Origin of the sequence: Pseudomonas sp. B19125, from assembly GCF_044218855.1 — a bacterium.
Lineage (GTDB): Bacteria > Pseudomonadota > Gammaproteobacteria > Pseudomonadales > Pseudomonadaceae > Aquipseudomonas > Aquipseudomonas edaphica.
In genome coordinates, this window is the sequence record NZ_CP162589.1 from 113,490 (window position 1) to 136,623 (window position 23,134).

General features: G+C 61.2%; 20 protein-coding genes. 12 read left to right on the forward strand and 8 right to left on the reverse strand.

What is annotated here, in order from left to right; translation table 11 throughout:
- Nucleotides 1-150: 150 nt before the first annotated feature.
- The 11 genes from tcyJ to AB4P96_RS00580 all read left to right on the forward strand — a co-directional run bounded on the left by tcyJ (nt 151) and on the right by AB4P96_RS00580 (nt 10,916).
- On the forward strand, nt 151-945 hold the full coding sequence (tcyJ, locus tag AB4P96_RS00530) for a cystine ABC transporter substrate-binding protein (RefSeq protein ID WP_186617888.1): 795 nt from the start codon (nt 151-153) through the stop codon (nt 943-945).
- Nucleotides 945-1,610, forward strand: coding sequence for a cystine ABC transporter permease (gene tcyL / locus AB4P96_RS00535; RefSeq protein ID WP_017135731.1), 666 nt, complete (start codon nt 945-947; stop codon nt 1,608-1,610). The genes tcyJ and tcyL overlap by 1 nt, the downstream gene beginning before the upstream one ends.
- A gap of 2 nt (nt 1,611-1,612) precedes the next feature.
- Nucleotides 1,613-2,359, forward strand: a complete 747-nt coding sequence (gene tcyN / locus AB4P96_RS00540) for an L-cystine ABC transporter ATP-binding protein TcyN (RefSeq protein ID WP_170039521.1) — start codon at nt 1,613-1,615, stop codon at nt 2,357-2,359.
- 375 nt (nt 2,360-2,734) lie between these two features.
- Entirely contained in the window at nt 2,735-3,520 is a 786-nt protein-coding gene (locus AB4P96_RS00545; protein WP_395600407.1) for a hypothetical protein, read from the forward strand.
- A gap of 187 nt (nt 3,521-3,707) precedes the next feature.
- Complete coding sequence (locus AB4P96_RS00550) at nt 3,708-4,949, forward strand: SfnB family sulfur acquisition oxidoreductase (RefSeq protein ID WP_395600408.1); 1,242 nt, start codon at nt 3,708-3,710, stop codon at nt 4,947-4,949.
- A gap of 24 nt (nt 4,950-4,973) precedes the next feature.
- Nucleotides 4,974-6,167 (forward strand): SfnB family sulfur acquisition oxidoreductase, encoded by a 1,194-nt coding sequence (locus AB4P96_RS00555; RefSeq protein WP_395600409.1) that lies wholly within the window; start codon nt 4,974-4,976, stop codon nt 6,165-6,167.
- A complete protein-coding gene (locus AB4P96_RS00560; RefSeq protein WP_395600410.1) occupies nt 6,168-7,520 on the forward strand; it encodes an LLM class flavin-dependent oxidoreductase in 1,353 nt (450 codons plus the stop codon).
- Between the two features lie 160 nt (nt 7,521-7,680).
- Nucleotides 7,681-8,496, forward strand: a complete 816-nt coding sequence (locus AB4P96_RS00565; RefSeq protein ID WP_138452217.1) for a MetQ/NlpA family ABC transporter substrate-binding protein — start codon at nt 7,681-7,683, stop codon at nt 8,494-8,496.
- Nucleotides 8,493-9,605 carry a methionine ABC transporter ATP-binding protein gene (locus AB4P96_RS00570; RefSeq protein WP_099549530.1) on the forward strand — a complete coding sequence of 371 codons (1,113 nt, stop codon included), beginning with the start codon at nt 8,493-8,495 and terminating at the stop codon, nt 9,603-9,605. The genes AB4P96_RS00565 and AB4P96_RS00570 overlap by 4 nt, the downstream gene beginning before the upstream one ends.
- On the forward strand, nt 9,595-10,239 hold the full coding sequence (locus AB4P96_RS00575; RefSeq protein WP_395600411.1) for a methionine ABC transporter permease: 645 nt from the start codon (nt 9,595-9,597) through the stop codon (nt 10,237-10,239). Before AB4P96_RS00570 ends, AB4P96_RS00575 begins: the two co-directional genes overlap by 11 nt.
- A 50-nt stretch (nt 10,240-10,289) precedes the next feature.
- Nucleotides 10,290-10,916: a class I SAM-dependent methyltransferase gene (locus AB4P96_RS00580; protein WP_395600412.1), complete on the forward strand. Its 627-nt coding sequence runs from the start codon at nt 10,290-10,292 to the stop codon at nt 10,914-10,916.
- A 112-nt stretch (nt 10,917-11,028) separates the two neighbouring features.
- On the opposite strand, the gene AB4P96_RS00585 is transcribed toward AB4P96_RS00580, so the two are convergent.
- From AB4P96_RS00585 to AB4P96_RS00600, 4 genes are all read right to left on the reverse strand, one after another.
- The gene (locus AB4P96_RS00585) at nt 11,029-13,212 is read right to left on the reverse strand and encodes a glycoside hydrolase (protein WP_395600413.1); all 2,184 of its coding nucleotides are present in this window, start codon (nt 13,210-13,212) and stop codon (nt 11,029-11,031) included.
- Nucleotides 13,213-13,327: 115 nt separating this feature from the next.
- Nucleotides 13,328-16,381 (reverse strand): efflux RND transporter permease subunit, encoded by a 3,054-nt coding sequence (locus tag AB4P96_RS00590; RefSeq protein ID WP_017135742.1) that lies wholly within the window; start codon nt 16,379-16,381, stop codon nt 13,328-13,330.
- Nucleotides 16,378-17,448, reverse strand: coding sequence for an efflux RND transporter periplasmic adaptor subunit (locus tag AB4P96_RS00595; protein WP_017135743.1), 1,071 nt, complete (start codon nt 17,446-17,448; stop codon nt 16,378-16,380). Before AB4P96_RS00595 ends, AB4P96_RS00590 begins: the two co-directional genes overlap by 4 nt.
- The gene (locus AB4P96_RS00600; RefSeq protein ID WP_395600414.1) at nt 17,445-18,527 is read right to left on the reverse strand and encodes an efflux RND transporter periplasmic adaptor subunit; all 1,083 of its coding nucleotides are present in this window, start codon (nt 18,525-18,527) and stop codon (nt 17,445-17,447) included. The genes AB4P96_RS00595 and AB4P96_RS00600 overlap by 4 nt, the downstream gene beginning before the upstream one ends.
- Before the next feature lie 120 nt (nt 18,528-18,647).
- Between AB4P96_RS00600 and AB4P96_RS00605 the strand changes: the two genes are divergently transcribed.
- Nucleotides 18,648-19,808 (forward strand): AAA family ATPase, encoded by a 1,161-nt coding sequence (locus tag AB4P96_RS00605; RefSeq protein WP_017135745.1) that lies wholly within the window; start codon nt 18,648-18,650, stop codon nt 19,806-19,808.
- Between the two features lie 99 nt (nt 19,809-19,907).
- On the opposite strand, the gene AB4P96_RS00610 is transcribed toward AB4P96_RS00605, so the two are convergent.
- Genes AB4P96_RS00610 through AB4P96_RS00625 form a run of 4 tightly spaced genes read right to left on the reverse strand, consistent with a single transcriptional unit; the run spans nt 19,908 to nt 22,834 of the window.
- Nucleotides 19,908-20,759, reverse strand: coding sequence for a transporter substrate-binding domain-containing protein (locus AB4P96_RS00610; RefSeq protein ID WP_138452525.1), 852 nt, complete (start codon nt 20,757-20,759; stop codon nt 19,908-19,910).
- Nucleotides 20,756-21,532 carry an amino acid ABC transporter ATP-binding protein gene (locus AB4P96_RS00615; protein ID WP_017135747.1) on the reverse strand — a complete coding sequence of 259 codons (777 nt, stop codon included), beginning with the start codon at nt 21,530-21,532 and terminating at the stop codon, nt 20,756-20,758. Before AB4P96_RS00615 ends, AB4P96_RS00610 begins: the two co-directional genes overlap by 4 nt.
- Nucleotides 21,529-22,188 carry an amino acid ABC transporter permease gene (locus tag AB4P96_RS00620; protein ID WP_065930871.1) on the reverse strand — a complete coding sequence of 220 codons (660 nt, stop codon included), beginning with the start codon at nt 22,186-22,188 and terminating at the stop codon, nt 21,529-21,531. Before AB4P96_RS00620 ends, AB4P96_RS00615 begins: the two co-directional genes overlap by 4 nt.
- Nucleotides 22,169-22,834 carry an amino acid ABC transporter permease gene (locus tag AB4P96_RS00625; RefSeq protein ID WP_003187615.1) on the reverse strand — a complete coding sequence of 222 codons (666 nt, stop codon included), beginning with the start codon at nt 22,832-22,834 and terminating at the stop codon, nt 22,169-22,171. The genes AB4P96_RS00620 and AB4P96_RS00625 overlap by 20 nt, the downstream gene beginning before the upstream one ends.
- Between the last annotated feature and the right edge of the window lie 300 nt (nt 22,835-23,134).

The window sequence follows — 23,134 nt, forward strand, 5'->3', positions numbered from 1 at the left end:
AGAAATATCAAATTAATTTTATATTATTTTCAAGTCTTAAAAACTCGCTTTATAGTCGCGCCGAAGGCGAAGACGCGCACCGCGCTTTAAGGCAGGATACGACTACTGCGTCACCTGCTTCGCTCAACATAAAAAACACAGGGGCTGTTCATGACTATTTCTGTATTGCGTCGCACGTTGCTGGTTGGCACTTTGGGCTTGGCACTCGGGGCTGGTCTGATGGGCCAAGCCATCGCCGGCGAGCAGCTGAGCACCATCAAGAAGGCGGGCGAGATCAAGATCGGCCTGGAAGGCACCTACCCGCCGTTCAGCTTTGTCGATGAAAGCGGCAAGCTCAGCGGCTTTGAAGTCGAGCTGTCCGAAGCGCTGGCCAAAGAGCTGGGTGTCAAGGTCAAGCTGCAGGCCACGCCATGGGACGGCATCCTCGCCGCCCTGGAATCCAAGCGCTTGGATGCAGTGGTCAACCAAGTGACCATCTCCGAGGAGCGCAAGAAGAAGTATGACTTCTCCAAGCCTTACACCGTGTCCGGTATCCAGGCGCTGGTGCTGAAGAAAAACGTCGACAGCATCAAGACCGCCGACGACCTGGCCGGCAAGAAAGTCGGTGTGGGCCTGGGCACCAACTATGAGCAATGGCTCAAGGACAACCAACCCAAAGCCATCATCAAGACTTACAACGATGACCCAACCAAGTTCCAGGACCTGCGCATTGGCCGTATCGACGCCATCCTGATCGACCGCCTGGCCGCTCTGGAATACGCTAAGAAAGCCCCGGACACCGCCGCTGCCGGTGATGCCTTCTCCCGTCAGGAAGCCGGTATTGCCCTGCGCAAAGGTGAGCCAGAACTGCTCGACGCAGTGAACAAGGCCCTCGACAAGCTGCGCGCCGATGGCACCTTGAAGAAGCTGTCCGAGAAGTACTTCAACGCTGACGTCACTGAATAATGGAAGCAGGTTTCCAACTCGCGCTGGACTCCGCGCCCTTTCTGCTCAAGGGCGCATACTACACGGTGATTCTTAGCCTCGGCGGGATGTTTTTCGGCTTGCTGCTGGGCTTCGGCCTGGCCTTGATGCGTTTGTCGCGCTTCAAGCTTCTAAGCTGGACCGCCCGAGTCTACGTGTCGTTCTTTCGCGGCACGCCCTTGCTGGTGCAGCTGTTCTTGATCTACTACGGCTTGCCGCAAGTGGGCATCGAGCTGGATCCGATCCCGGCGGCCATGATCGGCTTTTCGCTGAACATGGCCGCTTACGCCTGTGAAATCCTGCGCGCCGCGATCAGCTCCATCGAGCGCGGCCAATGGGAAGCTGCCGCCAGCATCGGCATGACACGCGCGCAGACCCTGCGCCGGGCCATTCTGCCGCAGGCCATGCGCACGGCCTTGCCGCCGCTGGGCAACAGCTTTATTTCGCTGGTCAAGGACACGGCACTGGCCGCCACAATCCAGGTGCCGGAGTTGTTCCGCCAGGCACAGCTGGTGTCGGCGCGTACTTTCGAAATCTTCACCATGTACCTGTCCGCCGCCCTGATCTACTGGATCCTGGCAAGCATCCTGGCGCACTTTCAAAATCGCCTGGAAGACCGGGTCAACCGGCATGACCTGGAGTCCTGAGCATGATCGTGGTTGAAAAACTGACCAAACAATTCAAAGGTCAGGTAGTACTCAACGGCATCGACCTGGAGGTCAAGGAAGGCGAAGTGGTCGCCATCATTGGCCCCAGCGGTTCCGGCAAGACCACATTGCTGCGCTGCCTGAACTTCCTCGAAGAACCCACCAGCGGTCGCATCAAGGTCGGTGATATCGAGATCGACAGCAGCAAACCGCTCAGCCAGCAGCAAGGCCTGGTGCGGCGCTTGCGCCAGCATGTGGGTTTTGTGTTCCAGAATTTCAACCTGTTCCCGCACCGCACCGCGCTGGAAAACGTCATCGAAGGCCCGATCGTGGTCAAGAAGATGCCGCGCGAGGCGGCGACCGCGCTCGGTCGCAAGCTCTTGGCCAGGGTCGGCCTGGCCGGCAAGGAAGACGCCTACCCACGGCGTTTGTCCGGCGGCCAGCAACAGCGCGTGGCGATTGCCCGTGCCTTGGCCATGGAACCGGAGGTGATTCTGTTTGACGAACCCACCTCGGCGCTCGACCCGGAGCTGGTCGGCGAAGTGCTGGCGACCATCCGCAGCCTGGCCGAAGAAAACCGCACCATGGTCATCGTCACCCACGAAATGAGCTTCGCCCGCGATGTTGCCAACCGGGTGATCTTCTTCGACAAAGGCGTGATCGTGGAGCAAGGCGAAGCCAAGGCACTGTTCGCCAACCCCAAGGAAGAACGGACCAAGCAGTTTTTGAGCAAGTTTTTGGCCCACTGACTGGCTTGCAGCGTGGCGAGGGAGCTTGCTCCCGCTGGGCTGCGCAGCGGCCCCAAAATCCTGGGAGCGCTTCGCACTCCAGCGGGAGCAAGCTCCCTCGCCACAGTCCTACGCAAAACCCTCGCAACTATGGGTAAAACGCCCCGCCAAACCCGCCTTAAAATCCCCAGCCGCGTCAGCCTTTTCTGAATCTGCTCCAACTCGCCGTTTAGCCTTTTGCCGCCATTGACGCCCGCTGGCCAACCCTCTTATCTAGCGCTCAGAGGATTGGATCCTATCCCGGCTACTCACTGAATCGTTCCTTTCGGCACCCTGCGCGCAATCGCGCCACGGGCGCCGGAACGATTGCTGCTGGCTGCATCAAGGAGATTACTTATGACGCGCACCGCACCCCAGGCCACGCTCACCGCCCCGACCCTGCCCCAGGCGAATCGACACGGCATCAATGCCCTCGCCGCCACCCAATTGCAGGTGGATATCGCGCCTTACCCTGGCATGGACGAGGGCGACCTGATCGAACTGTTCTGGAACAACTGCTTTGCCGACTCACGTCGGATTACCGCGTGCAAGGTCGGCACGCTGACCCGCCTGCGTGTACCCGAAAGTTTTATTCAGGATGGCACCGCACGGGTTCACTACCAGGTCATGCAAGTCGGCCACGGCCCGGCACGTTCAGACCTCACTCAGGTGCCTGTGAAGACCTGCTATCCCGGTGGCCACCCTTCTGCACTGCTGGACGATGAAAACCAGAACCTCGCCCCGGTGTGCCTGCCCGAAACTATCAGCCGCTACGGTGTCAACGGCAGCCAGGTGCGGCGCGGCATTCCGCTGACCATCCAGCCCTACCTGAACATGGCCACGGGCGATTCAATCACCTTGCGCTGGGGCGACGTGCGCCTGGACCTGCCAAGAATCCAGGCCAAAGGCGTCGGCCTGCCGGTGCAGGTGTGGGTGCCGTCCACAATGATTATCGAAGCGGGCGACGACAGCCGCCTGGACGTGACGTACTGCATTCTCGATCGGGTCGGCAATAATTCGCGCTGGGCACCGGTACGCACCTTGAACATCGCCACCTGCGCGCCACAGCCGCCAGCCCGCTCCGCCAGGGCCGCGACGACCTATCAACCGCGCCAGCCCGGGTCACCCTGCGAACCTGGGTAACAGCCCTTCTATGCATATTCCTATAAGTTAGTTTATTTATAAATTTAACACGCTTAGGGTATATGCACCGGACCACCGGACTTCTCTGATTTTTCTGTTTTTATTTCATTGAATGCGAGGTCGGTATGGTCAGAATTACCCCGGTGCATAACGCCAGGGCATTACGTGCAGCCAAGGAGCGGCGCTGATGTCTAACTTGGCTCTAACACCCCCCCAGAGTGATCTGGACGTAGCCCCACTGCTGTTGCCGGCCACGGTGCTGCGCAACGACGCCCAGGCGTTGAGCGCGGCCCATGAGCTGGCTCAGGCCGCGCGCCTGCAAGCAGCCAAACGCGACCAGCAGCGCAAACTGCCTTGGGCGCAGCTTGAGCAGTTCACCCGCAGCGGGCTGGGCAGTATTTCCATTCCCCGTGAATACGGCGGCCCCCAAGTGTCATTCGTGACCCTGGCCGAAGTGTTCGCGATCATCAGCGCAGCGGACCCGGCCCTCGGGCAAATCCCGCAGAACCATTTCGGCATTCTGCACCTGCTGCACAGCACCGCCACCGAGCGCCAGAAAAAGCAGCTGTTCCAGAGCGTGCTCGACGGTTGGCGCATCGGCAATGGCGGCCCCGAGCGCGGCACCAAAAACACCCTGGAACTCAAGGCGCGCCTCACGGCCAAGGATGACGGCTATGTGATCAGCGGCCAGAAGTTCTACTCCACCGGCGCCTTGTTCGCCCATTGGGTCGCAGTAAAAGCACTCAACGATGACGGCAAGCAAGTCATGGCGTTTGTGCGCCGTGGCACGCCGGGGCTACGCATCGTTGACGATTGGTCGGGCTTTGGCCAACGCACCACCGCCAGCGGCACGGTATTGCTCGACCAGGTGCCAGTGGACGCAGAGTTGGTCGTCGACAACTGGCGCCTTGGCGAAAGCCCGAACATCCAGGGCGCCGTTTCGCAACTGATCCAGGCCGCCATCGATGCCGGCATCGCCCGTGGGGCGCTGGATGACACCATCGCCTTCGTGCGCGAACGTTCGCGCCCGTGGATCGACGCCAAGGTCGAACGCGCCAGCGATGACCTGTACGTGATCGCCGATATCGGCAAACTGAAAATCGAACTGCACGCCGCCGAAGCCCTGCTGCGCAAGGCCGGCAAGCTGCTGGACGAGGTCAGCGCCGCGCCGATCACCGCGCACTCGGCCGCCCGCGCCTCGATTGCCGTGGCCGAGGCCAAGGTGCTGACCACCGAAGTGTCGTTGTTGGTCAGCGAAAAGCTCTTCGAACTGGCCGGCAGCCGCGCCACCCTCGCCGAATTCAACCTCGACCGCCACTGGCGCAACGCCCGCGTGCACACCCTGCACGACCCGGTGCGCTGGAAGTATCACGCCATAGGCGCATATCGACTAAACGGCACTTTGCCTGCTCGACATTCCTGGATCTGACCGACCAGACATCTGGAGAAACCCATGACTTTTTCCCCTAACGTCGCGGTCATCACCAGCGACGAACACGCCCTTGTTGTCGCCAGCGACCTGGCCGAAGACTTCCGCCGTGACAGCGCCCAGCGCGACCGCGAACGCCGCCTGCCCTTGCCTGAACTGGACGTGTTTTCGCGCTCCGGCCTGTGGGGCATCAGCGTGCCTAAGGAGTACGGCGGCGCTGGCGTTTCCAACGTCACCCTGGCCAAGGTCATCGCCCTGATCGCCCAGGCCGACGCCTCGCTGGGCCAGATCCCGCAAAACCACTTTTATGCGCTGGAAGTGCTGCGCGTAAACGGCAGCCCGGCCCAGCAAAAACGCCTGTACGCCGAAGTACTCGCCGGGCAACGTTTCGGCAACGCCTTGGCGGAACTCGGCACCAAGACCGCCCATGACCGCGTCACCGCCATCACCCGCGATGGCGACGGTTTTCGCATCACCGGGCGCAAGTTTTACTCCACCGGCGCGATCTACGCCCAGCGCATCCCCACTTCGGTGGTGGATGAACACGGCGTGCAGCAACTGGCGTTTGTGCCCCGCGACAGCGAGGGCTTGAGCGTGATCGACGACTGGAGTGGTTTCGGCCAGCGCACCACTGGCAGCGGTTCGGTGGTGTTCGACAACGTCTGGGTGGTCGCCCAGGACGTGATCCCGTTTCAGAGCGCCTTCGAGCGCCCGACCACCGTCGGCCCGCTGGCGCAGATCCTTCACGCCGCCATCGACACCGGCATCGCCCGTGCCGCCTTTGAGGATGTGCTGCACTTTGTGCGCACCAAAACCCGCCCATGGATCGACGCCGGCAACGACAAGGCCAGCGAAGACCCGCTGACACTCAAGAGCTTCGGCCACTTGAGTATCCGCCTGCACGCGGCCGAGGCCTTGCTGGAGCGCGCGGGCGAATACCTCGACCGCGCCCAGGCCGATAGCAATGCCCAGACCGTCGCAGCAACCTCTATTGCTGTCGCTGAAGCGCGCGCCTTGAGTACAGAAATCTCCCTGGCTGCCGGCAGCACCTTGTTCGAGTTGGCCGGCAGCCAGGCGACCCTGGCCGAACATGGCCTCGACCGCCACTGGCGCAACGCCCGCGTGCACACCCTGCACGACCCGGTGCGCTGGAAATACCACGCGGTGGGCAATTACTACCTCAACGATGAAAACCCACCCCTGCGGGGGACCATCTGAATGGCCAAGAAAAAAATCCTGCTCAATGCCTTCAACATGAACTGCATCGGGCATATCAACCACGGCCTGTGGACCCACCCACGGGACACCTCGACGCACTACAAAACGGTCGAATACTGGACCGACCTGGCGCAAACCCTGGAACGCGGGCTGTTCGACGGTTTGTTCATCGCGGATATCGTCGGCGTGTACGACGTCTACCAGAACGCTATCGACGTGCCGCTCAAAGAGTCGATCCAACTGCCGGTCAATGACCCGCTGCTGTTGGTCTCGGCCATGGCCGCCGTGACCAAAAACCTCGGTTTCGGCCTCACCGCCAACCTCACCTACGAGCCGCCGTACCTGTTCGCCCGACGCATGTCCACGCTCGATCACCTGAGCCGTGGCCGGGTTGGCTGGAACATCGTCACCGGCTACCTCGACAGCGCCGCCAAGGCCATGGGCCTGACCGAGCAGGTTGAGCATGACCGCCGCTATGACCAGGCCGATGAGTACCTGCAGGTGCTGTACAAACTCTGGGAAGGCAGCTGGGAAGACGACGCGGTGCTCAACAACCCCAAGCAGCGGGTCTACGCGCAGCCGGGCAAGGTGCACAAGGTCGAGCATCACGGCGAGTTCTATCAGGTTGAGGGTTATCACCTGTGCGAACCGTCGCCGCAGCGCACGCCGGTATTGTTCCAGGCCGGCAGTTCGGACCGTGGCCTGCTGTTCGCCGGGCAACATGCCGAGTGCGTGTTCATCAGCGGCCAGAACAAGGCTGCGACCAAAGCCCAAGTGGACAAGGTGCGCGCCAGTGCCGTCGAGGCTGGGCGCAACCCGGATGACATCAAGGTGTTCATGGGGCTTAACGTGATTGTTGGCGCCACCGAAGCACTGGCCTGGGCCAAGCACGCCGAGTACTTGAGCTACGCCAGCCCGGAGGCTGGCGTGGCGCATTTTTCGGCGTCCACGGCGATTGATTTTTCTCAATACGAGATCGACGAACCGATCCAGTACGTGAAGAGCAACGCGATTCAGTCGGCCACCAAGAACCTGCAGAACAACGACTGGACCCGGCGCAAATTGCTCGAACAGCACGCCTTGGGTGGGCGCTACATCACTTTGGTTGGCTCGCCCGAGCAAGTGGCTGATGAGCTGGAATCCTGGATCAGCGAGACCGGCCTGGACGGCTTCAATTTGACGCGGATTGTGACGCCGGAAAGCTATGTCGACTTTATCGACCTGGTGGTGCCGGAGTTGCAGAAGCGTGGGTCGTACAAGACGGCCTATGAGCAGGGAACACTGCGCGAAAAGGTCTTTCACGCTGGCGCTCGCCTACCCGAGCAACACACCGGTTCCACTTATCGACACTGAACCAAAACTGTGGGAGCTGGCTTGTCGAACCGTCGCACCGCTGCGATAGCGGTCTGTCAGCCACATTTTTTTTGCTGACCCACCGCCATCGCAGGCAAGCCAGCTCCCACATTTAGAACCGCATTGTTCTTATCCATTACCTTATGACTGGAAATCGATTATGAAAAAGACACGGCTCTCCCACCCAGTCAAAGCACTGGCCCTGGCCTTCGGCTTGTTCAGCTCGGCCGTATTTGCCGCTGACGCACCGCTGAAAATCGGTACCACCGCCGCCTTCGCGATTCCCCTCGAAGCCGCCGTGGCCGAAGCCGACAAGCAAGGCCTGAAAGTCGAGCTGGTGGAGTTCACCGACTGGATCGCGCCCAACGTCAGCCTGGCCGCCGGCGATATCGACGTGAACTACTTCCAGCACATTCCGTTCCTGGAAAACGCCAAGGCTGCCGCCGGTTTTGACCTGGTGCCCTACGCGCCCGGCATCATCAACAACGTCGGGCTGTATTCCAAGAAGTACACAACCATCAACGACCTGCCCCAAGGCGCCAGCGTGGCGATTGCCAACGACCCGATCAACAGCGGTCGCGGCCTGCAATTGCTGGCCAAGGCCGGGCTGATCAGCCTCAAGCCGGGCGTGGGCTACAAGGCCACCGAAGAAGACATCATCGCCAACCCGAAAAAGCTCAAGATCCTGCAAGTCGAGGCCGTGCAACTGGTGCGCGCCTATGACGACGCCGATCTGGTGCAGGGCTACCCGGCGTATATCCGCCTGTCCAAGACCTTCGATGCCGAGTCGGCGCTGCTGTTCGACGGCCTCGACCACCCGGAATACGTGATTCAGTTTGTGATCCAGCCCAAGAGCAAAACCGACCCGCGCGTGATCAAGTTCGTCGACATTTACCAGCACTCACCAGTGGTACGTGCGGCGCTGGATAAATCCCTCGGCAAGCTCTACCAGGTCGGCTGGGAAGATAAAAAATGACCGCCGCCAACGCCCAACTGCGCGACCTGGGCACGCCGCCCCGGGCCGCCGAACAGACAGAGCTGCACCCGGACCTGAACCGCGCCCATGTGCGTTTTATCAACCTGGGCAAAACCTATGACGGCGCCGTGCATGCCCTGCAAGGCATTGATCTGGCGATCCAGCACGGTGAAGTGTTCGGCATCATCGGCCGCAGCGGCGCCGGCAAGTCGTCACTGATCCGCACCATCAACCGCCTGGAGCAACCCAGCAGCGGGCGCGTATTGATTGATCAGGTGGACATCGGTGAGTTCGACGAAGACCGCCTGGTGGCGCTGCGGCGGCGCATCGGCATGATCTTCCAGCACTTCAACCTGATGTCGGCCAAGACCGTGTGGCAGAACGTCGAACTGCCGCTGAAAGTCGCCGGTGTACCCAAGCTGCAGCGTGAGCAAAAAGTGCGCGAGTTGCTGGAGTTGGTCGGCCTCAAAGACAAGCACAAAGCCTATCCGGCGCAACTCTCCGGCGGGCAGAAGCAGCGCGTGGGCATCGCCCGCTCGCTGGTGCATGACCCGCAGATTTTGCTGTGCGACGAAGCCACTTCGGCCCTCGACCCGGAAACTACCCAATCGATCCTCGGCCTGTTGCGCGAGATCAACCAGCGCCTGGGCCTGACCATCGTGTTGATCACCCACGAGATGGCGGTGATTCGCGATATCTGCGACCGCGTGGTGGTATTGGAACACGGGCGCATCGTCGAGCAAGGCCCGGTGTGGCAAGTGTTCGGCAACCCGCAGCACGAGGTCAGCCAAACCCTGCTGGCGCCGTTGCAACACGGGTTGCCGGAAGACCTGCAAAGTCGCTTGCAGACTGAACCTTCGTCGACGGCGGCGGTGGTGTTGCGGTTGCAGTTCACCGGCAGCGCCGCGGACGAACCCGACCTGGCCGCGCTGTTCGCTGCCCTCGGAGGGCGCGTGCGCTTATTGCAAGGCGGTGTGGAACGGATTCAGGGGCATGCCCTGGGGCAATTGCTGTTGGCGGTAAATGGCTCGCCCCACAACGCCGAAGAGTTGCGCAGCCGCGCGGGGAATTGGGCGCAACAGGTAGAGGTGCTGGGCTATGTGGTTTGATCGTTTATTGCAGGGCGCCATCGACACCTTGTTGATGGTTGGCGTGTCATCACTGATCGCGTTGCTGGCAGGTATTCCACTGGCGGTGTTCCTGGTCACCAGCGACAAGGGCGGCATCTACCAGGCACCGGCGCTGAACCGCGTGCTGGGAGCGTTCGTCAATCTGTTCCGCTCCATTCCGTTTTTGATCCTGATGGTGGCGCTGATCCCGTTCACCCGGCTGATCGTCGGCACCACCTATGGCGTGTGGGCCGCCGTTGTACCACTGACCATCGCCGCCACGCCGTTCTTTGCGCGGATCGCCGAGGTGAGCTTGCGTGAGGTCGATCATGGTTTGATCGAGGCCGCACAGGCCATGGGCTGCCGGCGCTGGCACATTATCTGGCATGTGCTGCTTCCCGAGGCGCTGCCGGGGATTGTCGGCGGGTTTACGATTACCCTGGTGACGATGATCAACTCATCGGCCATGGCCGGGGCGATTGGGGCTGGAGGCTTGGGGGACATTGCGTATCGGTATGGCTACCAGCGGTTTGATACGCAGATCATGCTGACGGTGATTGTGCTGCTGGTGGCGTTGGTGGCGGTGATTCAGTTGGGTGGGGATCGGTTGGCGCGGGTGCTTAATAAGGGGTAAGGGAGAGGTGAGGTATAGTCGGGCAATCTCAGCGCCCGGTATTACCCGTCATGACCCTAAAGCCCGACGACCTCAACCAGATCACCACCACCACCCTCGACCACTACAACAAAGTCGCCGAAGACTTCCGTGAAGGCACCCGCGATCACGATGTGAGCCAGAACATCGACGCCCTGCTGCGGCATATCCAGGGCACGCCCCCGTTCACCGTGCTGGATTTCGGCTGCGGCCCTGGGCGGGATTTGCAGACGTTTACGCGCATGGGGCATATCGCCGTCGGGCTGGATGGCTCTGAGCGCTTTGCGCAAATGGCGCGTGAAGACAGTGGTTGTGAAGTGTTGCAGCAGGACTTCCTGAAGCTGGCTTTACCCGCCGCGCGCTTTGATGGGGTATTTGCCAATGCGGTGCTGTTTCATATTCCCAAACAGGAGCTGCCTCGGGTGCTCAAGCAGCTGCATGGGGCGCTGAAGCCGGGTGGTGTGTTGTTCAGTTCCAACCCTCGGGGTGAGAATCAGGAAGGCTGGAACGGGCCTCGGTACGGGTCTTATCACGACCTGGAGGCGTGGCGGGGTTTGCTGACGGCGGCAGGGTTTGTGGAGTTGGAGCACTACTACCGACCGGCCGGGTTGCCGCGGGAGCAGCAGCCTTGGTTGGCGAGTGTGTGGCGCAAGGCCTAGAGATTTGTTGTTTGATCTGACGCTATCGCAGGCAAGCCAGCTCCCACATTTTGATGTGTGAATACCTTCAAATGTGGGAGCTGGCTTGCCTGCGATAGCGATTTAACCGGCGCTACGGATCCACCTGATACACCACCGGTTTCTCACCCACCACCAACGCCGTCACACTGCGCCCCACATACCCCGCTTGCTCCTGCGCAGAAAAATTCGCCACCAACCTTGTGCCATCCGCAAAGGTAGTCTGCTGCACCTGTTTGTCCGCCGTCAGCCAACGGAAATCGGTCATCGCCTGAGCCGCCAAACGCTGATGCAACGGCCTGAAGAAACGGTCCTGACGCTGGATCACCGGCAGCCGCTGCTTAAGCGTCGCATCCGTGAGGTGATACAAAGGCGGCACGTTGTAGAGCAGTTGGGTCAGCTCGTTCTCGGCCTGCACATTGCTCAGCTTCAGGCTGTCGAACAGCCAATGGTGGGTGGTAATCACCGAGCCGTGGAAAACCGCCTGATACAGCGGCAGGCGCATGGTCGGGTCGAAGTACAGCGTGCGAAACGGCTCTTTTAACGGCACAGGCTTGAAGAACACTGCCGGCTGCTCCGGCGGGTACCAGTTGCCGACGTAATAGGGCGATTGCTTGTCCTGGGTCATCTGCCGATCGCCCCAGCCGATCACCGGCGTCTGCATGCCGTGGGCGAACAGAGTGCCTTGGGCGGTGCTGGCATTGCCATCTTCGGAACCCGCCGGCAGCTTGAGTACCGTGCTGATCCAGCGGGAGGCGTCGATATTGCCTTCGGCGTTCTGCTCCTGAGTCATGGGCGCACTGTCACGGTAGCTGTCGAACACCATGCCGGTGGCGTAGGCATCCAGGAACCAGGCGTTGAAACCGGCCCTGGCCTGCACCGCCTTCACCCGCGCTTCCAGCAAAGGCCGTATACAGCGCGGGTCGATGTAGTGGCCCGATTGCTGGAAGCCGGTTTTCAGCTTGCCGTCCTTGAGCACAATCGCGCAGTCACGGTAGGCCTTGGCGCCCAGGTGCGCGGTGGTCCAGTCCGGGTTTTCGCTGGCGGACAAGGCGGTTTCATAGGAGTCGTAGGGCGCCACCAGGTAACCGGCTGCGACACCGGCGCGAATTGCTTCGGGATGCCACAGGCCACCTTCCCAGCCTTCGCCCAGGGTCAGCAACAGGCGCGGCAGCCCGGCGTCGCGCAGGGATTGAATCGTCTGGTTGCCCCAGGTCTCGGGGGTGCCGGTCAAGGCCCCGGCAAAGTCCTTGGCCAGCTCGCTGCGCAGTTCACCATAGCGGGCGGCGAGGCGGGTCATGTCCGGGTCTTCGACTTGCCAAGCCTGCCGCGCTTGCTGATTGATCGCCGCATTCAGGCCCCGCAACAAAACGCCTTGCTCATAACGGTTCAAAGCCTTGGCCTGCGCCAGAACCTGAGTCGCCTCTTTGTCCATCAACCCCTTGAGTGCATGGCCGCGCAAGCGTTTGACCAGCAGCGGCCAATCACGCACATCAGCGGGGGCCAGCAGGCTGTTGCCCCACAGGTAGACATGGCTGGCGCCCAGCAGTTTTTTGGCCTCGGGGGTTTGTTGCAGCTTGTCCGCCAGCGGCTCGTAGCGGCCCTGCTCTACCAGCCATTGGCGATAGCGCTTGGCACCGGCCAATGGGTCGGCGTCACCCAGGTGCAAGCGCAAGTTCATCGGCGCCGTGGGGTCAAGACGGGTAAATTCGTGAGCCACCGAAAGTGCCAGGCCCTTGCCGTCGGCCTGCCATTGCAAGTGGTTGTTGTAGGGGTTGGTCAGCAACCAGCTCAACGTGAAGCGGCCGTGATCCATGCCCCATAACGGCAGGCTGAGGTCCTGGGTAGTATTGAGTTCGCCCTGCTCCAGCAAAAACGCTTTCCACACGGCGTTACCGGCCGGTACGTAATGACCTTCGGCCAAGGGCCAGATCAACCCCTTGCCCATGGCCGCAGCGGGTTGGCGCAGCAGCGGCAGTTCACCCGGCTCGCGGGCGCTGAGGGTCAGGGACAGGTCGCGCTGCTCAAGGCGAGCCGTCAGGCGATAGGCGCCGTTGTCCCACTGCCAGGCAGCCTGCTCGGCACCCGCTTGCAAATCACTGACAGCATGGGCAGCCACACCGCTGGACGCCTGCACCGAGGTCTCGCCTGCGGGCGTAACGCGCAGCGCGAGCGTGGCGGGGTCGAGTTCGACACGCCACAGGGCGTTTTCCAACACGGTGCCGGCTAATGCCAGTGGAGATAACAACAGGCTGACAACCAGCAAAAAATGACGCATGGCACGGGCCTTCCAGACAAGATCAGGCCCGGAGGGTAATGCACATAAGCCTCAGCAAGTGTTCGAAAAGTGTTTCAAAGAACCTTCCCACATCCATTCAGGAAGGCTCCGATGGTCAGGCCTGTTCTTTTTTCGGCTCGCGAATCTTGTACCAAGCCACATACAACGCCGGCAAAAACAGCAGCGTCAGCAAGGTCGCAATGATGATCCCGCCAATCATCGCGTAAGCCATCGGCCCCCAGAACACTTCCCGCGCAATCGGGATCATGCCCAGGCTGGCCGCCGCTGCGGTGAGCAGGATCGGCCGGCGCCGGTGCTCGGTGGCTTCCACCACCGCGTCCCATGGTGTGTAGCCGGCCACTTCATATTCGTGGATCTGCGTCACCAGAATCACCGAGTTACGGATGATGATGCCGATCAGCGCCAGAATGCCGAGGATCGCCACAAAGCCCATGGGCGTGCCGGTGGGGATCAGCGCCAGCACCACGCCAATAAGGCCCAGTGGCGCGACACTGGCCACCAGGAACATCTTCTGCACGCTGTGCAGCTGGATCATCAGGAACGTCGCCATCAGGAACAGCATCAGCGGCACCACCTTGGCAATCGGGCCTTGGGCCTTGCCGCTTTCTTCGACGGTGCCGCCGGTGGCCACCTTGTAACCCACCGGCAGCCCCGCGCTGAATTTCTCGATGGTCGGCGCCAGCTGTTTGACCAGGTCCGTGGGCTGCATCTCATCGCGCACCGAGGCCTTGATGGTGATCGTCGGCTTGCGGTCGCGACGCCATACCAGCGGCTGCTCCAACTCATAACGAACGGTGGCGAAGGCCAGCAGCGGAATCGAGGTGCCGTTGGGTGTGACGATCTGCAGGTTCTGCAAGGTTTCCGGCGTACCGCGCTCGGCATCTTCGGCGCGGCCGACCACGTTGATCAGGTAGATATCGTCGTGTACCTGGGTCACCGAAGCGCCGCTGACCACGCTGTTCATCAACTGCGCCACGTCTTCCGACGACAGCCCGAGTTGGCGCGCCTTGTCCTGGGCAATGTCCACGCGCAGCACTTTGCCGGGCTCGTTCCAGTCGTAGATGATCTCGCCCAGGTGGCTGTTTTTATCCAGCAAGGTCGCCAGTTCGATGGCATGTTTGCGCACCTGATCAATGTCTTTGCCCGACACCCGATACTGGATCGGCCGCCCCACCGGCGGGCCCATTTCCAGCGGCTGCACATAACTGCCGATGCCGACAAAATCATCGCGCAGGCGCTTTTGCAGGCGTGCAATTAACGCACCGCGCTCTTCCAGGCCTTTGCTCACGATGACCAACTGCGCGTAGTAGGGGTTTTCCAGTTGCTGGTCCAGGGGCAGGTAGAAACGAATCGCACCCTGGCCAATGTAGGTGCTCCAGCGCGCAATGTCCGGGTCGTCCTTGATGATCGCTTCAAGGCGGTCGACGGCCTTGCGCGTCTCATTGATCGAGGCGTTTTGCGGCAGGTTGAGGTCGACGAGGATTTCCGGGCGGTCCGAGGACGGGAAGAACTGGTTCTGCACAAATTGCATCGAAAACACCGAGGCTACAAACAGGCCCACGGTGATGCCGATGGCCCACCAGCGGTTGCGCATGGCCCAGAGCATGCCGCCGTTGAAGGCGCGGCCGATGCGCCCCGGCTCAGCGTCATGCGGTTTTACCTTGGCGCTGAGGATATGCACGCCGATCACCGGCGCGAACAGCACCGCCACCACCCATGACACCAGCATGGCCACGGCAATCACCGCAAACAGGGTGAAGGTGTACTCACCCGCCGAACTGGCGTTGAGGCCAATCGGCACAAAGCCGGCGACGGTCACCAGCGTACCGGTGAGCATCGGGAAAGCCGTCGAGGTGTAGGCGTAGGTCGCCGCCTGCTCCTTGGTTTCGCCTTTTTCCAGGCGCGTGATCATCATCTCGACGGTGATCATCGCGTCGTCCACCAACAGGCCGAGGGCGATGATCAACGCGCCCAGCGACACCCGCTGCATGGTGATGCCGCTGTATTCCATGAACACGAACACCAGCGCCAGCACCAGTGGAATCGAGCACGCCACCACCAGGCCGGCACGCATGCCGAGGCTGATAAAGCTCACCACCAACACGATGATCACCGCTTCAAACAAGGCGCTGGTAAAGCCGCCGACGGCTTCTTCCACCACTTCGGCCTGGTCGGAAACCTTATGCACGCCGACGCCCACTGGCAGGTCGGCGGTCAGTTCGTCCATGCGCGTGTGCAGCGCCTTGCCGAAGGATTGGATATTGCCGCCCTTCTGCATGGCGATGGCCAAGCCAATCGCCTGTTTGCCGTTGAAACGGAACATCGGCCGCGCCGGGTCGACGTAGCCACGGCTGATGTCGGCAATGTCGGCCAACCGGTAGAAACGGTCATTGAGCCGCAGGTTGACGTTGGCCAGGTCTTTCTCCGAGGCGAATTGCCCGGACGTGCGCACCGAAATCCGTTCCGGCCCGGCCTCGATCACCCCGGCAGGCGTCACGGCGTTCTGTGATTGCAGGCTTTGCACCACTTGGCGTTGATCAATGCCCAACGCGGCGAGTTTGCGCGTGGAGAAGTTCAGGTAAATCACTTCGTCCTGCTGGCCGATCATCTCGACCTTGCCCAGCCCCGGCACCGAACGAATTTCGGCACGCACCTGCTCCACATAGTCACGCAGTTGGCGCATCGACAGGCCGTCGCCGGTAAAGGCGTAGACCGAGCCGAACACATCACCGAACTCATCGTTGAACGACGGCCCCTGCAAACCCTGGGGGAAGGTGCCGCGAATATCGTCGATCTTCTTGCGCACCTGGTACCAGATCTCCGGGATGGCCTTGGCGCTGGTGGTGTCCTTGAGGAAGACGAATACCGTGGATTCACCCGGCCGCGTGTAGCTCTTCACGTAGTCAAGGGAGTCGAGTTCTTCGAGTTTTTTCTCGATGCGGTCGGTGACCTGCTTGAGGGTTTCTTCCTGGGTCGCGCCCGGCCAGCGGGTCTGGATCACCATGGTCTTGATGGTGAACGACGGGTCTTCCTCGCGGCCCAGGTTCATGTAGGAGAACACGCCCATCAGCAGCGCGACGAACATCAAGTACCAGACGAAGGACTGATGCTTAAGGGCCCAGTCGGATAAGTTGAAGCTCCCTTTCATCGCGGGCTGTCCTCGTCGATTTTGACTTTTTGCCCGGGTTTCAGGCTGTTCACGCCAGCGGTGACGATGCGTTCGCCGGGTTTGACGCCGCCGTTGAGCAAGGCGCTGTTGGCATCACGGCTGATCACCGTGACGTCACGCGGCAGCACGGTCTGGCTCTGGGTGTCGAGCAACCAGATACGGGTTTTGCCGTCGGCTTCCTGCAAGGCGGTCAGCGGTACTTCGATACGCGGTGCAATGGCCGTGCTCAGGGTCACGCTGATGGCGGTGCCGAGGCGGAACGCAGGTGGCGTCTCGGCCAGGGTCAGGCGCGCGCGGCGGGTGCGCGTGGCGCTTTGGGCCTGGGGTTCGATCTCGCGCACGATGGCGGTGGTGTTGACGCTGGGGTCGAGCTGCCCGGCGACCAGGAATACCACGTCCGGCGGCAGGCGCTCGGCAAGCCCGGCGGGCAGGTCGATCACCGCTTCCTTGATGTCCGGGCGCGCCAGGGTCACCACTTGCTGGCCGGCGCTGACCACTTGTCCGGCCTCGGCATTCCAGGCGGTGACGATCCCGGCGTGGTCGGTGCGCAGTTCGGCGTAGTTGAGTTGGTCTTTAGCCTGGTTGACCGAGGCTTTGGCTTGATCAAGGGTCGCCTGGGTGGTTTTCAAGTCGGTCTGCGCCACATCCAGCTGGGCCTGGGCACCGACGCCGCGATTGAACAGTTCCTGCTGGCGCCGAGCGTTGGCCTGGGCATTGATGAACTGCGCCTGCACGCGGGCCAGGTCGCCTTGGGCGGCGCGCAACTGGTTTTGCTGGTCGGTGGGGTCGAGCACCGCGAGCAAGGCGCCCTTCTCCACTTCGGCGCCGACATCCACGGCGCGGCGGGCGATACGGCCAGGCACGCGGAAACCCAGGTTGCTTTCGTAGCGGGCCTGGATGGTGCCGGCGAAGCGGCCGAGGTTTTCCTGATCTTCGGACTTCACTTGCATGGACAGCACCGGCCGCACGGGCTCGGGCGGCGTTTCCTCTTTGGAACAAGCGACCAGCAACAGGCTGGCGGCAAGCAATGCCGTCAGGCGCTTCATGGCTGGACTCCTTGCTGGGCGATCTCGACGATCATGCCCGGGTGCAGCAATTGCCCGCCGGCCACCACGACTTTTTCGCCGCCTTTAAGGCCGTCGCCAATGATCACTTTGCCGGTCAGATAGCGCGCTACCGTGACTTTGTGCAGTTGCGCCTTGCCGTCGCCGTCAATCAGCCACACGGCGGGTTCGTTGAGGTCTTTGGTCAGCGCCGACCACGGCAACTCCACACTGGCCTTGGCCGGGCCATTGGCCGTGGCGCTGACCACTGAGCCCAGTTGCATGCCTTTAGGCAGCGATTGCAGGGCGATTTTCACTTGCACGGTGCCGGTATTGGCCGCCACGGCGGGCGTGACTTCGCGCACTTTACCCACGGCCTTGATACTCGGGTCATCCAGCAGGCTCACGGTGATCGGCGCATCGGGCGGCGGCTCCACCAGCAAGGACTCATAGACGTTGAACACCGCATCGCGCTCGCCATCGGTGGCCAGGCTGAAAATCGGCACGGTGGCCTGCACCACCTGGCCGACTTCGGCCTGGCGTGCAGTGATCACGCCAGGTGCATCGGCGACCAGCGCGGTATAGCCGAGTTGTTCGCGGGCATTGGCCAATTGGGCTTGGGCGGCAGCCAGAGCGCTTTGGCTGCTACGCCGCGCGGCTTGGGCAGCGTCGTATTCGCTGCGGCTGGTGTAGCCCTTGGGCAGGAGCTTTTCCTGGCGTACGAAGGCGGCGGCGGTTTGCTTGACCCGCGCCTGCTCGGCCACGACCTGGGCCTGAGCGGAATCGACGTTGGTCTGCAAGTCTTTGGGGTCAAGTTTGGCCAGCACTTGCTTGGCGGTCACGCGGTCGCCCACGTCGACCATGCGCTGGATAATCTTGCCGCCCACGCGAAAGGACAAATCGGTTTGCACGCGGGCCTGGATATCGCCGGTCAGGGTCACTGCGGCGGCAAAATCCGCGGGTTGCACGGCCTGCACAAACACCCGCGAATGTTCCTTGGGTTCGGACTTTTCCTGGCCGCAACCGCTCAGCAGCGTCAGCAGGCCCAATGCGAAAATACAGGTGTAAATACGACCGCCCATGCAGGCTCCTTTTGCGTGACGCGATGTGACAGTGAGTATGCGACTGTGAGCTTAGATCAGGGTTCCTTATCTGCATTGAGCATCCCATACTCCAAGGGTTCCCACGCCGGCTAAATACACATGCTCAAAACCCTCGCGGTGGCCAACTACCGCTCGATCAATAAATTGGTGGTGCCGCTGGACCGGTTGAACCTGGTCACCGGCCCCAATGGCAGCGGCAAGTCCAACCTGTACCGTGCCCTGCGCTTGCTGGCGGAGACGGCCCAGGGCGGAGTGATCAATGCACTGGCGCGTGAGGGTGGGCTGGATTCGACCTTCTGGGCCGGGCCTGAGAACGTCAGCCGACGCATGCGCAATGGCGAGGTGGCGGTTGAGCCGACCGTGCGCCAGGGCGTCAAACGCCTGCGCCTGGGGTTTGCCGCTGAGGACTTCAGCTACGCAATCTCCCTTGGGTTGCCGGAAAAGACCCTGTCCGCGTTCCAACTGGACCCGGAGGTAAAGAAAGAATGCATCTGGGCCGGTCACATCTACCGCCCGGCCAGCCTGCTGGTGCAGCGGTCCGGGCCGATGGTGCGCGCACGCGATGGCCGCGCCTGGGACGTATTGGCCCAGCACACACCCAACTACCACAGCCTGTTCGATCAGGTCGGCAGCCTGCGCGGCTCGCCGGAAGTGTTGCTGCTGCGCGAAAGCATTCGTGGCTGGCGCTTTTATGATCATTTTCGCAGTGATGTGGATGCCCCCGTGCGCCAGCCGCAACTGGGCACGCGCACACCGGTACTGCATCACGATGGGCGCGACTTGGCTGCGGCATTGCAGACCATCCGCGAAATCGGCGACCCCGAGGCGTTGCAGCGCGCAGTCAGTGATGCCTTCCCCGGCGCACGGCTGAATATCGAGCCGTTGCAAGGTGGGCGTTTTGCAATTGAGTTTTATCAGGAAGGTTTGCTGCGGCCATTGTCGGCAGCGGAATTGTCAGACGGCACCTTGCGCTACCTGCTGCTGATCGCGGCACTGCTGACGCCACGGCCGCCGACCATGATGGTACTGAACGAACCGGAAACCAGCCTGCACCCGGATTTATTACCGGCGTTGGCACGTTTGATTATCCAGGCCTCGAAGCAGTGCCAGGTGTGGGTGGTGTCGCATGCCAGCCGCTTGATCGCGGCGTTGCAGCAAGATGAAGAATGCAATTCGATCGTGCTGGAGAAGGTGCTGGGGCAGACCCAGATTGTCGGCCAGGGAATTCTGGATGCACCGGCCTGGCATTGGCCGGAATAAGAGATGACTGGGCCGGCCTCATCGCGGGCAAGCCCGCTCCCACATTTGAAGATATTCACACATCAAAATGTGGGAGCTGGCTTGCCTGCGATAGCTATATCAGCCCTGCCACTTCCCGCCTTCAACAATCACACTCTCAGGCTTGGTGTCATCGCTCAGCTCTTTACGCACGTACTGGTCATACAGCTTGAGCAAAAACTTCTCCTCACCCAACTTCGCCAGCTCCGCGTTCACCCAGTCGCGCAGTTCGATATTGCCCTTCTTCACCGCCGGCGCAATCGGCGCTTCATCACCGAGTTTCTCTTCCAGCACGCGGTAGCCAGGGTTCTGCTTGGCCCAGCTGAACAGCACCAGGTTGTCTTGCGCGTAGGCATCGCCACGCCCGGCGGACAGGGCTTGCAGTGACTCGGAGTTTTTCTCGAACTTGAGCAGTTTCCAGTCCGGGTGGTTCTTGGTCAGCCAGATATCGGCGGTGGTGCCGGTGGTGACGATGATGGTGCGGGTCGCCAGGTCATCCAGGCTTTTGACCGCGCTGTCATTCGGCACCAGCGCCTGCACAGCGACCTTCAAGTTGGGGTTGGTAAAGTCCACCGCTTCCTTGCGCTCCGGCGTCACGGTCATGTTGGCGAGGATCAGGTCGACCTTGTCGCTTTGCAGGAACGGAATACGGCTGGCCGGCTCGACGGCTACGAACTCAACCTTGTTTTCATCGCCCAACAGGTCCTTGGCGAATTGGCGGCCAATGTCGGTATCAAACCCCACATAGCGGCCCGCTTCGTTGACGAAACCAAACGGTGGTTTGTCGGTAAACACGCCGACGATCAGCTTGTCGCGTGCTTTGATCTTGTCGATGTAACTGGCAGCAGCGACGGGTTTGGCAGGCTCTTCGGCCTTTTTATCGCAGCCGGCCAGTAAGGCGACGGCAAACAGTGGCAGCAGTAGTTTTTTCATATCAGCTCCAATTCCTTGGTCTTTTTGGGCAGTGTTGAAACAAAGGAGAACTTCTCCAGGAACTGCTGCGCGCGTGCGGTTTGCGGGTTCGTAAAGAATGCCTCGGGGGTGTTGTGCTCGAGGATGCGACCGGCCTCCATGAACACCACGCGGTCAGCGACGGCTCGGGCGAAGGCCATTTCATGGGTGACAATCAACAGGGTCATGCCATCGCGGGCCAGGCCTTGAATCACTTCCAGCACTTCCTTGACCATCTCCGGGTCGAGGGCGGCGGTGACTTCATCAAACAGCATGACCTGCGGGTTCATGCACAGCGAACGGACGATGGCGATGCGTTGTTGCTGGCCGCCGGAGAGCTGTCGCGGGAAGGCGTCGCGCTTGTCGGCAAGTCCCACACGCTCCAGCAGGTTCTCTGCTTGCTCACGGGCTTCACGCGGGTCGCGCTTTTGCACCTTCAGCGGGCCGAGCAGGATATTGTCGAGCACGCTCATGTGCGGGAACAGGTGGTAGCTCTGGAACACCATGCCCACGTCCTGACGCACCTGGCGCCAGTCGGTGTGTTTGTCCAATAGCTCCTTGCCGGCAAAACGCAGGCTGCCGCTGTGGGCGACTTCCAAGCCATTCAGGCAACGCAGCAACGTGCTTTTGCCGCAGCCGCTGGGGCCAAGGATCACCACCACTTCGCCACTCTGCACGCTCAGGTCGATGCCCTTGAGCACCTGCGCCTCGCCGAAGAATTTGTTGAAACCCTGGAACTCGATCAATGCGCTCATGCCTGGCCCCAGCGCCGTTCCAGCACCTTGGAGGCGGCCGACAACGGGTAGCAGATAAAGAAGAAAAACAGGAACAGCACGCCGTAGATCAATACCGACTCGTAGGTGCGCTCGATGATTTGCTGGCCGACCTTGATCACATCCACCACGCCGATCAGCACCGCCAGCGAGCTGGTCTTGATGATGCGCGTATAGACGTTGATGGTCGGCGGCGTCATGCGTTTGAGGGCTTGGGGCAGCAGTACGTAGCCGTACAGTTGCGGGTCGGATAAACCAATCGACAACCCCGCCTCGCGCTGGCCGCGTGGCAGCGAATGGAGCGCGCCACGCACCACTTCGCCGACCTCGCTGGCGCCCCATAGCGACAGCACCAGCACCGCGCACCAGAAGCTTGGAATGCTCAGGCCAAAGAAAATCGGCAGCCCGAAAAACAGCAGGTACAACCACACCAGCACCGGGATCGCCCGGAACAGCTCGAGGTAAACCCGCAGCACCGCGTTGATCACCTTGTTATTCAAGGTGCGCAATACGCCATACAACACGCCGCCGACAGTGCTGAAGGCGATGCTCAAAAATGAAATCGACAGGGTTTGCGCCGCGCCCTTGCCCAGTTGCGGCAACGACACCCACAACAACTCAAGACCCGAACTGGCCATGCTGGAGCCTCCTTTCCAGGCGGCTGAGCAACAGCGACAGCGGCAAGAACAGCAACACGCAAATCAGCGTCAGCACGGCGAGCATTTCGTAGGTCTTGTAGTAGAGCGCGATGTAGCTCTTGGTGGTGTAGAGAATCTCCGGCACCGCCACGGCGGACACCACGGTGGTCTCTTTGAGCAAAAAGATGAAATTGGCAAACAGCGCCGGCAGGCTGAGGATACCGGCCTGGGGCAGGATCACATGACGCAGCAATTGCCAGTCCGACAGGCCGATGGACTTGCCCGACTCGATCTGCGCCAGCGGCACCGCTTCCACTCCGGCGCGCAGCACTTCGGTGAGGTAGGCGCCGCCGAGGAAGGTCATGGTGATGATCGCCGCCCAGAACCCGGAGATATTGAAGCCCAGGGCCGGCAGTGCGAAGTAGACGAAAAACAGTTGGATCAGCAGCGGTGTATTACGCGCCAGCTCCACATACAGCGCCACCAGGCGCGACAGGTAGGGCGTGCGAAACACCAGCAGTGCGGCGTTGATCAGCGCCACCAGCAGGGAGGTGGCAATGGCGATCAAACCCACTTGCAGCGTGACCCCCACGGCTTTGAGAAACGCCGGCAAGGTGCTGAGGATAAAAGCAAAATCGAAGGTCATCTTGAGTCCATGACGCCGCAGGGGTAATGCGGCGGGCGCTGTCCGTTCCGGCATGGGTAACGCCGGGTAGCGCGAACTTTAAAGGCATAAAAAGTAAAATTTAAATACCCAAATAGCATATTGATATCACCCAAAAAGATAACCCGCGGATTCGCGGGTTTGGCGGGCTGCGGCTATGGTTGATGGGTCTGTGTTTCGAGGGAATGAATAATGAACGAAGCGAAACCGATTGATCCGCAGGAACTGGTGAAGTGGCTGGTGGCGTTGCGTCGGGCGATCAATAGCCGCGAGCTCTGAAAC

What these genes read in the sequence shown, in the direction of transcription:
- tcyJ (WP_186617888.1), top strand. Translation starts at nt 151, where the DNA reads ATGACTATTTCTGTATTGCGTCGCACGTTGCTGGTTGGCACTTTGGGC.
- tcyL (WP_017135731.1), top strand. Translation starts at nt 945, where the DNA reads ATGGAAGCAGGTTTCCAACTCGCGCTGGACTCCGCGCCCTTTCTGCTC.
- tcyN (WP_170039521.1), top strand. Translation starts at nt 1,613, where the DNA reads ATGATCGTGGTTGAAAAACTGACCAAACAATTCAAAGGTCAGGTAGTA.
- AB4P96_RS00545 (WP_395600407.1), top strand. Translation starts at nt 2,735, where the DNA reads ATGACGCGCACCGCACCCCAGGCCACGCTCACCGCCCCGACCCTGCCC.
- AB4P96_RS00550 (WP_395600408.1), top strand. Translation starts at nt 3,708, where the DNA reads ATGTCTAACTTGGCTCTAACACCCCCCCAGAGTGATCTGGACGTAGCC.
- AB4P96_RS00555 (WP_395600409.1), top strand. Translation starts at nt 4,974, where the DNA reads ATGACTTTTTCCCCTAACGTCGCGGTCATCACCAGCGACGAACACGCC.
- AB4P96_RS00560 (WP_395600410.1), top strand. Translation starts at nt 6,168, where the DNA reads ATGGCCAAGAAAAAAATCCTGCTCAATGCCTTCAACATGAACTGCATC.
- AB4P96_RS00565 (WP_138452217.1), top strand. Translation starts at nt 7,681, where the DNA reads ATGAAAAAGACACGGCTCTCCCACCCAGTCAAAGCACTGGCCCTGGCC.
- AB4P96_RS00570 (WP_099549530.1), top strand. Translation starts at nt 8,493, where the DNA reads ATGACCGCCGCCAACGCCCAACTGCGCGACCTGGGCACGCCGCCCCGG.
- AB4P96_RS00575 (WP_395600411.1), top strand. Translation starts at nt 9,595, where the DNA reads ATGTGGTTTGATCGTTTATTGCAGGGCGCCATCGACACCTTGTTGATG.
- AB4P96_RS00580 (WP_395600412.1), top strand. Translation starts at nt 10,290, where the DNA reads ATGACCCTAAAGCCCGACGACCTCAACCAGATCACCACCACCACCCTC.
- AB4P96_RS00585 (WP_395600413.1), bottom strand. Translation starts at nt 13,212, where the DNA reads ATGCGTCATTTTTTGCTGGTTGTCAGCCTGTTGTTATCTCCACTGGCA.
- AB4P96_RS00590 (WP_017135742.1), bottom strand. Translation starts at nt 16,381, where the DNA reads ATGAAAGGGAGCTTCAACTTATCCGACTGGGCCCTTAAGCATCAGTCC.
- AB4P96_RS00595 (WP_017135743.1), bottom strand. Translation starts at nt 17,448, where the DNA reads ATGAAGCGCCTGACGGCATTGCTTGCCGCCAGCCTGTTGCTGGTCGCT.
- AB4P96_RS00600 (WP_395600414.1), bottom strand. Translation starts at nt 18,527, where the DNA reads ATGGGCGGTCGTATTTACACCTGTATTTTCGCATTGGGCCTGCTGACG.
- AB4P96_RS00605 (WP_017135745.1), top strand. Translation starts at nt 18,648, where the DNA reads ATGCTCAAAACCCTCGCGGTGGCCAACTACCGCTCGATCAATAAATTG.
- AB4P96_RS00610 (WP_138452525.1), bottom strand. Translation starts at nt 20,759, where the DNA reads ATGAAAAAACTACTGCTGCCACTGTTTGCCGTCGCCTTACTGGCCGGC.
- AB4P96_RS00615 (WP_017135747.1), bottom strand. Translation starts at nt 21,532, where the DNA reads ATGAGCGCATTGATCGAGTTCCAGGGTTTCAACAAATTCTTCGGCGAG.
- AB4P96_RS00620 (WP_065930871.1), bottom strand. Translation starts at nt 22,188, where the DNA reads ATGGCCAGTTCGGGTCTTGAGTTGTTGTGGGTGTCGTTGCCGCAACTG.
- AB4P96_RS00625 (WP_003187615.1), bottom strand. Translation starts at nt 22,834, where the DNA reads ATGACCTTCGATTTTGCTTTTATCCTCAGCACCTTGCCGGCGTTTCTC.